Source organism: uncultured Escherichia sp. (genome assembly GCF_948475835.1).
Taxonomy (GTDB): domain Bacteria; phylum Pseudomonadota; class Gammaproteobacteria; order Enterobacterales; family Enterobacteriaceae; genus ECMA0423.
The window spans coordinates 1-13,112 of the sequence record NZ_CAOLGM010000124.1 but is presented as its reverse complement, the minus strand read 5'-3'; the positions used below and the strand labels follow the sequence as shown (position 1 = coordinate 13,112).

Genomic DNA, 13,112 nt, shown 5'->3' with positions numbered 1-13,112 from the left:
GGTACTCCCAGTTCTTTTAAATATTTAAAGATTCCCTTCGCTGTGCTTTCATTCATCGAACTTGGTGTTGGCGCTGATACATCCATGGCACCAATGAAATCCAGGGCTTTATCTATTACAGCAGGCATATTCTTATCCTTAAAATTAACCATGTTATCGATAAGGCTATATATGACCTTAATTTGCATCTAATATCAAAGGGATTATAACGATATGGCACGAGTTAACCTGTTGACATTCAGGTGTTTTAAAGGTAGCAGCTCATGGTGTGTTATCCAGTAAGATGGAGAAAATTAACGGTCAGTCCGCACGCTATAACCAGATTGTTCAGCTAAGAAAGAAAACCAGAGTTGCTAATCAAAGGGCGAACACAACGGCATGTTTATGTTTATTTATATAGTTAGTTTTATAGATAAAATTGAAATTATAAATATAAATAATGAATTAGCAGAAGCATCAACAGTAATATCTTATTCTCTGGTCGATTTATGTAAAACCGACCAGTATTATCGATAAATTATCGTCTGACTTATTTTGCTTCGATAAAGCTTACACCGCAGCCACAATCTTAATTTCAACTTTATACTTCGGGTTCATCAAACCCGCTTGTACCGTGCAGCGCACCGGCGCATGACCCGCGACAACCCAGGCATCCCACGCTTTATTCATCGCCGCGAAGTCGTTTTTATCGGCCAGGAAAATGGTGGCATCCAGAATGCTCGATTTATTGCTGCCCTGTTTTTCCAGCACGGCATCAATCTGCGCCAGCGTGTTGGCGGTTTGCTCAAAGGCATCGGCGTCGAGGTTTTCCGGTACACCAGTGTAGTAGAGCGTGTTGTTGTGGATTACCACATCAGACCAGCGGGCTTCAGCATCGATACGAACGATAGTCATCATTTTGTCCTCATTATCCTTCCATTTTCGTGCTGCAAAGACTGCCACAATGTGAGGTCGCCGTCACCACTTCAACTGGCGAAAGCGCCCTCATCCTGACATAATCCCTGTTCAAATCAACAGGGGGTAGTGTGACGGACGATTTTGCACCAGACGGTCAGCTGGCGAAAGCGATACCAGGCTTTAAGCCGCGAGAACCACAGCGACAGATGGCGGTAGCCGTCACCCAGGCGATAGAAAAAGGCCAGCCGCTGGTGGTGGAAGCAGGAACCGGTACGGGCAAAACCTACGCTTACCTGGCTCCTGCGCTGCGGGCGAAAAAGAAAGTCATTATCTCGACCGGCTCAAAAGCGTTGCAGGATCAGCTCTACAGCCGCGATTTGCCAACAGTCTCAAAGGCATTGAAATATACGGGCAACGTGGCGCTGCTGAAAGGGCGCTCAAACTACCTCTGCCTCGAACGTCTCGAACAGCAGGCGCTGGCGGGGGGCGATCTGCCGGTACAAATCTTAAGCGATGTGATCCTGCTGCGCTCCTGGTCTAATCAAACAGTCGATGGTGATATCAGCACCTGCGTCAGCGTGGCGGAAGATTCACAGGCGTGGCCGCTGGTCACCAGCACCAACGACAACTGTCTTGGCAGCGACTGCCCGATGTATAAAGATTGCTTTGTGGTCAAAGCACGTAAAAAAGCGATGGACGCCGATGTGGTGGTGGTAAACCATCATCTCTTTCTGGCGGATATGGTGGTTAAAGAGAGTGGATTTGGCGAACTGATCCCGGAAGCGGACGTCATGATCTTCGACGAAGCCCACCAGCTACCGGACATTGCCAGCCAGTATTTTGGTCAGTCACTCTCCAGTCGACAACTGCTCGACCTGGCAAAAGACATCACCATCGCTTACCGCACCGAATTAAAAGACACCCAGCAGTTACAAAAGTGCGCTGATCGTCTTGCCCAGAGTGCGCAGGATTTTCGTCTGCAACTCGGTGAGACAGGTTATCGCGGTAACCTGCGTGAGCTGTTAGCTAATCCGCAAATTCAGCGGGCATTTTTACTGCTCGATGACACCCTGGAACTTTGTTATGACGTGGCGAAACTGTCACTGGGGCGTTCCGCCTTGCTGGATGCGGCATTTGAGCGCGCTACGTTGTATCGCACACGGCTGAAGCGGCTAAAAGAGATCAATCAGCCGGGCTACAGCTACTGGTACGAATGCACTTCGCGCCATTTTACTCTGGCTCTCACGCCGCTCAGCGTGGCGGATAAATTCAAAGAGTTAATGGCGCAAAAGCCTGGTAGCTGGATCTTCACCTCAGCAACGCTGTCGGTGAACGACGATCTGCATCATTTCACCTCGCGGCTTGGGATAGAACAGGCGGAGTCGTTGCTATTGCCAAGCCCGTTTGATTACAGCCGCCAGGCGTTACTCTGTGTGCCGCGCAATCTGCCGCAAACCAACCAGCCAGGTTCTGCTCGCCAGTTAGCGGCAATGCTGCGACCGATCATCGAAGCTAACAACGGTCGTTGTTTTATGCTTTGTACCTCGCACGCCATGATGCGTGATCTGGCCGAGCAGTTCCGCGCTACCATGACGCTTCCCGTTTTGTTGCAGGGGGAAACCAGCAAAGGGCAACTGTTGCAGCAATTTGTCAGCGCCGGTAACGCGCTTCTTGTGGCAACCAGTAGTTTCTGGGAAGGGGTGGACGTGCGTGGCGATACATTGTCATTGGTGATTATCGACAAGTTGCCGTTTACCTCGCCGGATGATCCACTGTTAAAAGCGCGCATGGAAGATTGTCGTTTGCGCGGTGGCGACCCGTTCGATGAAGTGCAACTACCAGATGCCGTCATTACTCTCAAACAGGGGGTAGGGCGACTGATTCGCGACGCCGACGATCGTGGCGTGCTGGTGATTTGTGACAATCGGCTGGTGATGCGTCCTTACGGCGCGACGTTTCTCGCCAGTCTGCCGCCCGCGCCACGCACTCGTGACATTGCCCGTGCGGTTCGTTTCCTTGCGATACCATCCTCCAGGTAATTTGTTACGGAGTATGGTATGATGCGCGCCTTTTTATTGATCTAAGCACGAAGACCCATGCGAATTCTGGCTATCGATACCGCGACAGAGGCCTGCTCTGTCGCCCTGTGGAACGACGGTACTGTCAACGCTCATTTTGAGCTTTGCCCTCGTGAACATACTCAACGAATCTTACCGATGGTGCAGGATATCCTGACCACCAGCGGAACTTCCCTGACTGATATTAACGCTCTGGCTTACGGGCGCGGCCCCGGTAGCTTTACCGGCGTGCGCATTGGTATTGGCATTGCGCAAGGGCTGGCACTTGGCGCAGAGCTACCGATGATTGGCGTCTCCACGCTAATGACGATGGCGCAAGGGGCGTGGCGCAAAAACGGCGCAACCCGCGTGCTGGCAGCCATTGACGCGCGAATGGGCGAAGTTTACTGGGCCGAATATCAGCGTGATGAAAACGGTATCTGGCACGGTGAAGAAACCGAAGCCGTACTCAAACCCGAACTCGTTCATGAACGAATGCAACAGCTTTCCGGCGAATGGGTAACGGTAGGGACGGGCTGGCAAGCCTGGCCGGATCTCGGTAAAGAGAGCGGGCTGGTTTTGCGCGACGGAGAAGTTTTACTGCCAGCGGCGGAAGATATGCTGCCGATTGCGTGTCAGATGTTTGCCGAGGGTAAAACGGTGGCGGTGGAACATGCCGAACCGGTTTATTTACGTAACAACGTCGCATGGAAGAAACTTCCGGGCAAAGAATGAATCTTAAGAGTATGCCCTGAGAAAAAAAGGAGTCGCATCATGGCGGTTCAAAAGAATGTTATCAAAGGCATACTGGCAGGTACGTTTGCGCTAATGCTGAGCGGTTGTGTCACTGTGCCGGACGCCATTAAAGGCAGCAGTCCCACGCCGCAACAAGATTTAGTTCGGGTGATGAGTGCGCCGCAGCTGTACGTTGGTCAGGAGGCACGCTTTGGTGGCAAAGTGGTTGCGGTACAAAACCAGCAAGGGAAAACCCGCCTGGAAATTGCTACCGTACCGCTGGACAGCGGAGCCAGACCGACGCTGGGAGAACCTTCTCGCGGTCGCATTTATGCCGATGTGAACGGTTTTCTGGACCCGGTGGATTTCCGTGGACAACTTGTTACGGTAGTCGGGCCAATCACTGGTGCGGTTGACGGCAAAATCGGCAATACGCCCTATAAATTTATGGTGATGCAAGTAACGGGTTACAAACGTTGGCATTTAACCCAGCAGGTGATTATGCCGCCTCAGCCGATTGATCCATGGTTTTATGGCGGTCGTGGCTGGCCCTATGGCTACGGCGGATGGGGCTGGTATAATCCCGGCCCCGCGAGAGTACAAACAGTTGTAACTGAATAATTGCTTGTTTTTAAAGAAAAAGAAACAGCGGCTGGTCCGCTGTTTCTGCATTCTTACGGTAAAGATAAAAATAAATAGTGACGCGCTTCGCAACCTTTTCGTTGGGTAATTATCAAGCTGGTATGATGAGTTAATATTATGTTAACGGCATGTATATCATTTGGGGTTGCGATGACGACGAACACGCATTTTAGAGGTGAAGAATTGAAGAAGGTTTGGCTTAACCGTTATCCCGCGGACGTTCCGACGGAGATCAACCCTGACCGTTATCAATCTCTGGTAGATATGTTTGAGCAGTCGGTCGCGCGCTACGCCGATCAACCTGCGTTTGTGAATATGGGGGAGGTAATGACCTTCCGCAAGCTGGAAGAACGCAGTCGCGCGTTTGCCGCTTATTTGCAACAAGGGTTGGGGCTGAAGAAAGGCGATCGCGTTGCGTTGATGATGCCTAATTTATTGCAATATCCGGTGGCGCTGTTTGGCATTTTGCGTGCCGGGATGATCGTCGTAAACGTTAACCCGTTGTATACCCCGCGTGAGCTTGAGCATCAGCTTAACGATAGCGGCGCATCGGCGATTGTTATCGTGTCTAACTTTGCTCACACACTGGAAAAAGTGGTTGATAAAACCGCCGTTCAGCACGTAATTCTGACCCGTATGGGCGATCAGCTATCTACGGCAAAAGGCACGGTAGTCAATTTCGTTGTTAAATACATCAAGCGTTTGGTGCCGAAATACCATCTGCCAGATGCCATTTCATTTCGTAGCGCACTGCATAACGGCTACCGGATGCAGTACGTCAAACCCGAACTGGTGCCGGAAGATTTAGCTTTTCTGCAATACACCGGCGGCACCACTGGTGTGGCGAAAGGCGCGATGCTGACTCACCGCAATATGCTGGCGAACCTGGAACAGGTTAACGCGACCTATGGTCCGCTGTTGCATCCGGGCAAAGAGCTGGTGGTGACGGCGCTGCCGCTGTATCACATTTTTGCCCTGACCATTAACTGCCTGCTGTTTATCGAACTGGGTGGGCAGAACCTGCTTATCACTAACCCGCGCGATATTCCAGGGTTGGTAAAAGAGTTAGCGAAATATCCGTTTACCGCTATCACGGGCGTTAACACCTTGTTCAATGCGTTGCTGAACAATAAAGAGTTCCAGCAGCTGGATTTCTCCAGTCTGCATCTTTCCGCAGGCGGAGGGATGCCAGTGCAGCAAGTGGTGGCAGAGCGTTGGGTGAAACTGACAGGACAGTATCTGCTGGAAGGCTATGGCCTTACCGAGTGTGCGCCGCTGGTCAGCGTTAACCCATATGATATTGATTATCATAGTGGTAGCATCGGTTTGCCGGTGCCGTCGACGGAAGCCAAACTGGTGGATGATGATGATAATGAAGTACCACCGGGTCAACCGGGTGAGCTTTGTGTCAAAGGACCGCAGGTGATGCTGGGTTACTGGCAGCGTCCGGATGCTACAGATGAGATCATCAAAAATGGCTGGTTACACACCGGCGACATCGCGGTGATGGATGAAGAAGGGTTCCTGCGCATTGTCGATCGTAAAAAAGACATGATTCTGGTTTCCGGTTTTAACGTCTATCCCAACGAGATTGAAGATGTCGTCATGCAGCATCCTGGCGTACAGGAAGTCGCGGCTGTTGGCGTACCTTCCGGCTCCAGTGGTGAAGCGGTGAAAATCTTCGTAGTGAAAAAAGATCCATCGCTTACCGAAGAGTCACTGGTGACCTTTTGCCGCCGTCAGCTCACGGGCTACAAAGTACCGAAGCTGGTGGAGTTTCGTGATGAGTTACCGAAATCTAACGTCGGAAAAATTTTGCGACGAGAATTACGTGACGAAGCGCGCGGCAAAGTGGACAATAAAGCCTGAGTGTTAAGTCAGTCGTCAGACGCCGGTTAATCCGGCGTTTTTTTTGACGCCCACTAAAGAGAAAACAATTTGAATTACCAAATGATTACCACGGACGATGCGCTGGCTTCTTTGTGTGAAGCCGTCCGTGCCTTTCCGGCGATAGCCCTGGATACTGAATTTGTTCGTACGCGCACTTATTACCCGCAGCTGGGGTTGATTCAACTTTTCGATGGCGAGCATCTGGCGCTAATTGATCCTCTCGGGATCACCGACTGGTCACCGCTGAAAGCGATCCTGCGCGATCCGTCCATCACAAAATTTCTCCATGCAGGCAGTGAAGATCTGGAAGTGTTCCTCAATGTCTTTGGCGAATTACCACAACCCTTGATTGACACGCAAATCCTTGCTGCCTTCTGCGGACGCCCGATGTCATGGGGTTTCGCTTCCATGGTGGAAGAGTATTCCGGCGTTACGCTGGACAAGAGTGAATCGCGCACCGACTGGCTGGCCAGACCGCTGACCGAACGTCAGTGTGAATACGCAGCGGCGGATGTCTGGTATCTGTTACCGATCACCGCCAAGCTTATGGTAGAAACGGAGGCCTCCGGCTGGCTACCTGCGGCGCTGGATGAATGCCGCCTGATGCAAATGCGTCGTCAGGAAGTCGTTGCGCCGGAAGATGCCTGGCGTGATATCACCAATGCCTGGCAGTTACGCACACGCCAACTGGCCTGTCTGCAACTATTAGCCGACTGGCGACTGCGCAAGGCGCGAGAGCGTGATCTGGCGGTGAACTTTGTCGTGCGTGAAGAGCATTTGTGGTCGGTCGCGCGTTATATGCCGGGAAGTTTAGGCGAACTGGACAGCCTGGGTTTATCCGGTAGCGAAATCCGCTTTCACGGTAAAACGCTGCTGGCGCTGGTGGAAAAAGCGCAGACATTGCCGGAAGAGGCCTTACCGCAGCCGATGCTTAACCTGATGGACATGCCTGGTTATCGTAAAGCGTTTAAAGCGATTAAGTCGCTGATTACTGACGTGAGCGAAACGCATAAGATCAGCGCCGAATTGCTGGCATCGCGTCGGCAAATCAACCAACTGCTGAACTGGCACTGGAAACTGAAACCGCAGAACAATTTGCCGGAGCTGATTTCCGGCTGGCGTGGTGAGCTGATGGCGGAAGCATTACACAATTTATTGCAGGAATATCCGCAGTAAAATCTTCCGAAGCCGGACTGGGCGCGCTCAGCGCCACATCCGGCTTTGGCAAACTACAAATCCAACACCAGGCGTTTACCCTTCGCACGCGAACAACAGATCAACATACTTTGCTGGCTGGCACGCTCTTCATCGCTAAAATACTGATCCCGATGGTCAGCTTCACCTTCCAGTATTGCTGTTTCGCAGGTTCCGCATACCCCTTCACGACATAAACATTCCACTTTCGCGGCTTTATTATTTTCAATAACCTGCAAAATAGTCATCTCTTCCGGCACCACAAACTCTTTTCCGGAACGGGCAAGCACCAGGGTAAAGGCATCGCCGGTTTTGTCTTCGATAGCAAATTGCTCAAAGTGCAGCGTATCGGCGACGATGTCCAGACGCGCAGCTTCACTTCTTACCGCTTCATTTAGCGCCTCGGGACCACAGGTATAAACGTGTGTGCCAGGTTCGATATCCGCCAATAATCGCGCTAATTCCAGTCGTGTTCCGGTTGATGAGTGATGCAAGTGAACTTTCTCAGCCTGCGGATGCTGGACTAGCTCATCACGAAATGCGCAACTTTCTGGATTTCGCGAGCAGTAATGTAGCTGCCAGTCGACGTCGCTGTGTTGCAGCTCTGCCATGTGCGACAGGAAAGGGGTGATACCAATACCGCCCGCGATAAACAGATGCTTTCTGGCTGAGGGAATTAGCGCAAACAGGTTATTAGGCGTTGAAATCGTTAACCGATCGCCCACTTTTACCTGCTGATGCAAAAAGCGGGAACCGCCGCGCGAGTTTTCCTCCAGCCGAACGGCAATCTGATAACAAGAGGTGTCATGCGGCGAACTCAGTAGTGAATACGCATTGCTGTACTGGTTATCACCATCGCTCATCTGCACAATGATGTGACTTCCTCCGGTGAACGCAGGCAGCGGTTTGCCATCGGTTGCCACCAGCGTGAAGCGTTTCACCTGTTCGGTAAGCGGTTCCACCTGACTCACCTGTACTTCAAACATTTGATAGTCTGACATTGCTGTACTCCATCAAAAATCAGCCCAGCGGCGGAAAATACCGCCGCCGATGTCATTAGTCCTTAAACACCTGCGCCAGCAGATTATGGAAATGGGCGATACCATGTTCGGAAATGCCACTACCGCTACTGTCGGCCATGATGCGCCCCTGACCACGATAGCCACGCGATTTCAGCCCTTTCTGTACGCTTTCAACCAGACGTAAATCTTCCGGACGGAACACATCGCGATACCACTCAATCAGCGATTTTTGCTCGTCGGTTAACTCTTCATTGGTGAAGTAAATATCGTAGTTTTGCAGGGTAGTTTCAGAATCCACCGGGAATTCATAAATGACCGTCATCATCCCTTTGATCGGGGTGACGTTCAGCATCGTGCACGGCCACAGCCAGAAACCGTGGAATGCCGCATCCGTACCCTCTTCAAATTTAAACGACTGTTCGGACGGTTTGGCGAAACCGTATTGCAGCGTCCAGTTACCGTGCATGGTGTGCCAGTAACGATCAACCTGTACGGAGTCGGAGAAACCTGGATGCGCCGGACCACAGTGATAGCACTCGAGATAGTTATCGACAATGTTCTTCCAGTTGGCAGGCGTGCGGGTGGTAAAGCGGGCCGCCAGTTTCAGATCGTGGACTTCCGGGCAGGCTTCCAGCACTTTCGCGCCCAGACCGGGTAACTGATCTTCTACGCTGGTGGCGTTGGGGTCCATGTTGATGAAGACGAATCCGGCATATTCTTCCAGACGCACCGGAACCAGTTGCGCTTTGTCGCTATCGAAATTGGCGACGTTTTCGCAGTTACGTGCATGGGCCAGATTGCCATCGAGTTTGAATGCCCATGCGTGATACGGGCAGGTAATCACATTTTTTGCTTTTCCTTCACCGCTCAACAACTGATGACCACGGTGCGGACACACGTTATAGAACGCGCGCAAAACCTTATCACGACCGCGTACCAGCACGATGCTTTCGCCAATGATCTCACGCGTCACATAATCATTGGCATTCGCCAGTTCGCTGCTGTGAGCGACGCAAATCCAGCTTTTGGCGAAGACGTTCTCTTTTTCGTGTTCAAACGCGTTCTGATCGGTATAAAAACGGGCAGGAATGGTCCACGCCTCTTGCGGGTTAGCGCAAAAATTTTCGGGTAGTACAAAGTCAGGGCTCAGATTGCTCATAGGGATACCTTTATCGTTAGGATGATGGCGCTCAGTTGTCGCCTTTGAATACGGTTCCCGCAGGGAGCACTGGCGTTTTTTCCAGGGCTTCAACCGGTGTCTGCGGGAGATAATGTTCAACTTGATGAGCCGGAATGTCGGCGTAATCCTGTTTCAGCCAGCGAATAAATCCGCCGACTTTCACCAGTAAAATGACGAGGAAGGGAAGGGCTGTGAGCACGACGGTGGTTTTCATCGTTTCCAGCGAAGCACCGGTAAACAAGATGGAAAGCGGGATCAGAGTGATCACCACGCACCAGAAAAGACGCAGCCCACGGTCAGGATCGTCACCTTCCTGGAGATTACGCGTACTGGTCGCAGCCATGGTGTAGGCCACCGCATCCATATGCGAGGCAAGGAAAATAATCATCACGCCCAGGTATGCGGCGAGGAACAATTTACCGGCTGGCAACGACATCAGAACTTGCTGTACAGCTGTTTCGCCGCCCAGTGTTTCCAGCACCTGTGGGACGTTGATTACGCCATTGATAAACTGATGAATGGCATAGCTTTCCATTACGCCGAAGAAGAACCAGCAACCGACGGTGCTGCCGAGGATCAGTCCCCAGATAACTTCTTTAATCTTACGACCGTGGGAAACGCGGGTGACAAACATTGCTACGCCAGGGGTGTATGAGATCCACCACAGCCAGTAGAAAACGGTCCAGTTGCGGGTAAATGAACCATCGCCAAGCGGATCGGTGAATAAGCTCATTTGCAGGAAGTTTTGCGTGGTCAGACCGATGGCATTGATGATGCTGTTGGTAATAAATTCGGTTGGGCCGACAATCAGCACCAGTAATGGCAGCAGGAACGCGCCCCAGCTAACCATTTTGCTCAGACGTTGCAAACCGTTGTTGATACCAATCCACGAGCTTAGGCAAAAAATGCCGCCGGAAAGCAGGATCACAAATGCCTGCACGGTGAAGTTATCGGGTAAACCGGTCAGCGCGGAAAGTCCACGAGTAAAGGTTGCTGCGGTGACAACAAGGGAAATAGTCAGTGCGCCGACAGTGGCGATCAGGAACATCAAATCAACCAGTTTTCCCCATGGGCCTTGCGGGCGAACGCCGGTAATCGCGGCAATAATGCCGGAAAGACTCAGACCTTTGTTTTTACGCACATGAAAGTGATAAGCCATGATTAATGAGGCCAGCGTATAAGTTGCCCAGGCGCTGATGCCCCAGTGGAAGAAGGAGTAAGGGACGCTAAATTCGAGTGCCTGTTGTGAACGCGGTGCGATATTTAATACAGGCGTTTGATAATAATAGGCCCATTCAGCAACCCCCCAATAAAGCGTAGAAGAACCTAAACCGGCACAAATAAACATAAACAGCCAGGAGAGCGTGCTGTATTCCGGTTTTCCTTCGCCAAGCCGAATATTGCCGTATTTACTGGTGGCTAAATAAATCACCAGTCCCATTGCCAGCAAAACCAATACCTGTACGGCGGAACCTAACGTACGCGTAACAAAAGTGTATATTGCGTTGGCCGCGTCGGCCGATTGTTGTGGGAAAAGGCTTAATGCAGCTGCGATGAAAAGAATGGCCACCAGGCTGATGCTTATCAGCGGCACATCTTTTTTCTTAACATTGCTCATCATGAGTCATCTCCTGGGCATAAAAGCCCGTCTCTGGCTTTTGCCAGTTGTAATTATTTGCAGGGTAATGAGTTGTATGTTGTGTTTAACAAATTGATTATTTGCATGTTACATAAATTAAACAATTAAGAATACGGAAAGCCATAAAACACGAAACGGAAACAATAAAAGGTGAAATGACGCAGGTTATTTACTGCAAAGAACGAATAAAAAAACCGCGTCAGTGACGCGGTTCAAATAAACTGGTTTGACCTTAACGCAAAATAATTTTGCAAATCGCGTCGGCAACCTGTGGCGTGGTGGCATTGCCTTTCATATCAGGTGTTTTCGGCCCGTGAGCAATCACTTCTTCAATTGCTGCCAGAATACCGTTATGCGCTTGCTGGAAACGCTCATCGCCATTGCCGAGAAAATCGAGCATCATTGCACCGGCCCAAATCGTGGCGATAGGGTTAGCAATGTTTTTCCCGTAGATATCCGGCGCGGAACCGTGGACTGGCTCGAAGAGCGACGGGAAAGTGCGTTCCGGATTCAGGTTGGCGGATGGGGCAATGCCAATGGTGCCGGTGCAGGCCGGGCCAAGATCGGAAAGGATATCGCCAAATAAATTGGACGCCACCACCACATCGAAGCGTTCCGGCTGCATCACAAAACGCGCGCAGAGAATATCAATATGCTGCTTGTCCCAGCGGATCTCCGGGTAATTCTCGGCCATTGCTTCCACTCGCTCATCCCAGTACGGCATGCTGATGGCTAAACCGTTTGATTTAGTGGCAGAAGTTAGCGTCTTACGTGGGCGGCTTTGCGCAAGTTCGAAGGCATAACGCAAAATGCGATCGACACCACGACGCGTAAATACCGATTCCTGAATGACGACTTCATGCTCTGTACCTTCATTCACTCTACCGCCGAGCGAGGAATATTCGCCTTCGGTGTTTTCCCTGACCACGTAAAAATCGATGTCGCCTGGCTGTTTTCCCGCCAGCGGGCAGGGAACGCCAGGAAAGAGACGAACCGGGCGCAGGTTGACGTACTGGTCGAATTCACGACGAAATTTCAGCAGCGAACCCCACAACGAAATATGGTCAGGAACGGTGTCCGGCCAGCCGACGGCACCAAAATAGATGGCGTCGAAACGGCTAAGTTGCTCATGCCAGTCGTCCGGCATCATTTTACCGTGATGGCTGTAATACTCGCAGCTCGCCCACTCCATTTGCTCAAAACTCAAGGCGAAGCCCCAGCGCTCAGCGGCAGCCTGTAACACGCGAATCCCTTCAGGAAGGACTTCTTTGCCAATCCCGTCTCCCGGGATCGCAGCAATACGCATCGTTTTCATCATTGGGTTCTCACTTCCTGACCATCAAAATTGACAACATCACCATCCTATAATTGACTGAAAAGGAATTAATCCCCGTAACTGGTGAAACATAAAACACGAATCATGAATAATTTACCGCTGCTGAATGATTTGCGCGTCTTTATGCTGGTGGCTCGTCGGGCTGGTTTTGCCGCCGTGGCGGAAGAACTGGGCGTTTCACCGGCGTTCGTCAGCAAGCGCATCGCCTTGCTGGAGCAAACGCTAAACGTGGTGTTGTTACACCGCACCACCCGCCGCGTCACCATTACCGAAGAAGGAGAGCGGATTTATGAATGGGCGCAGCGGATTTTGCAGGATGTCGGTCAGATGATGGACGAACTTTCTGACGTGCGTCAGGTGCCGCAGGGGATGCTGCGTATTATCAGCAGCTTTGGTTTTGGACGACAGGTGGTGGCTCCGGCGTTATCAGCGCTGGCTAAGGCGTATCCGCAACTGGAATTACGTTTTGATGTGGAAGACCGGTTGGTCGATTTGGTCAATGAAGGTGTTGATCTCGATA

The 13,112-nt window shown here is 51.3% G+C and carries 11 protein-coding genes and 1 pseudogene; 6 read left to right on the top strand and 6 right to left on the bottom strand.

Annotation, left to right across the window (positions count from 1 at the left end):
• Together QZF50_RS19315 and QZF50_RS19310 are read right to left on the bottom strand one after the other, a co-directional pair.
• The coding region (locus QZF50_RS19315; RefSeq protein WP_290388957.1) for a DUF1889 family protein at window positions 1–128 on the bottom strand (128 nt) is incomplete at its 3' end.
• A 421-nt stretch (window positions 129–549) separates the two neighbouring features.
• Window positions 550–894 (bottom strand): RidA family protein, encoded by a 345-nt coding sequence (locus QZF50_RS19310; RefSeq protein WP_001295493.1) that lies wholly within the window; start codon window positions 892–894, stop codon window positions 550–552.
• Between the two features lie 131 nt (window positions 895–1,025).
• Here QZF50_RS19310 and QZF50_RS19305 point away from each other — a divergent pair, with 131 nt between their 5' ends.
• From QZF50_RS19305 to rnd, 5 genes are all read left to right on the top strand, one after another.
• Window positions 1,026–2,936, top strand: a complete 1,911-nt coding sequence (locus QZF50_RS19305; protein ID WP_000128858.1) for an ATP-dependent DNA helicase — start codon at window positions 1,026–1,028, stop codon at window positions 2,934–2,936.
• 57 nt (window positions 2,937–2,993) lie between these two features.
• A complete protein-coding gene (gene tsaB / locus QZF50_RS19300) occupies window positions 2,994–3,689 on the top strand; it encodes a tRNA (adenosine(37)-N6)-threonylcarbamoyltransferase complex dimerization subunit type 1 TsaB (RefSeq protein ID WP_001220981.1) in 696 nt (231 codons plus the stop codon).
• A gap of 39 nt (window positions 3,690–3,728) precedes the next feature.
• Window positions 3,729–4,310, top strand: coding sequence for a Slp family lipoprotein YeaY (gene yeaY / locus QZF50_RS19295; protein WP_000290576.1), 582 nt, complete (start codon window positions 3,729–3,731; stop codon window positions 4,308–4,310).
• Between the two features lie 204 nt (window positions 4,311–4,514).
• Window positions 4,515–6,200, top strand: a complete 1,686-nt coding sequence (gene fadD, locus QZF50_RS19290) for a long-chain-fatty-acid--CoA ligase FadD (RefSeq protein ID WP_000758422.1) — start codon at window positions 4,515–4,517, stop codon at window positions 6,198–6,200.
• A gap of 81 nt (window positions 6,201–6,281) precedes the next feature.
• Window positions 6,282–7,397: a ribonuclease D gene (gene rnd / locus QZF50_RS19285; protein WP_001303529.1), complete on the top strand. Its 1,116-nt coding sequence runs from the start codon at window positions 6,282–6,284 to the stop codon at window positions 7,395–7,397.
• A gap of 53 nt (window positions 7,398–7,450) precedes the next feature.
• Here rnd and yeaX read toward each other — a convergent pair whose 3' ends face one another.
• The 4 genes from yeaX to dmlA all read right to left on the bottom strand — a co-directional run bounded on the left by yeaX (window position 7,451) and on the right by dmlA (window position 12,574).
• Window positions 7,451–8,416: a carnitine monooxygenase reductase subunit YeaX gene (yeaX, locus tag QZF50_RS19280; protein ID WP_001287005.1), complete on the bottom strand. Its 966-nt coding sequence runs from the start codon at window positions 8,414–8,416 to the stop codon at window positions 7,451–7,453.
• A 55-nt stretch (window positions 8,417–8,471) separates the two neighbouring features.
• On the bottom strand, window positions 8,472–9,596 hold the full coding sequence (gene yeaW / locus QZF50_RS19275) for a carnitine monooxygenase, oxygenase subunit YeaW (RefSeq protein ID WP_000067822.1): 1,125 nt from the start codon (window positions 9,594–9,596) through the stop codon (window positions 8,472–8,474).
• Between the two features lie 31 nt (window positions 9,597–9,627).
• On the bottom strand, window positions 9,628–11,238 hold the full coding sequence (yeaV, locus tag QZF50_RS19270) for a BCCT family transporter YeaV (protein WP_290388956.1): 1,611 nt from the start codon (window positions 11,236–11,238) through the stop codon (window positions 9,628–9,630).
• A 250-nt stretch (window positions 11,239–11,488) separates the two neighbouring features.
• Window positions 11,489–12,574, bottom strand: coding sequence for a multifunctional D-malate/3-isopropylmalate/tartarate dehydrogenase (gene dmlA / locus QZF50_RS19265; protein ID WP_000978494.1), 1,086 nt, complete (start codon window positions 12,572–12,574; stop codon window positions 11,489–11,491).
• Between the two features lie 102 nt (window positions 12,575–12,676).
• On the opposite strand from dmlA, the pseudogene dmlR reads away from it, so the two are divergent.
• Window positions 12,677–13,112: pseudogene (gene dmlR / locus QZF50_RS19260) on the top strand (DNA-binding transcriptional regulator DmlR); the annotation flags it as partial.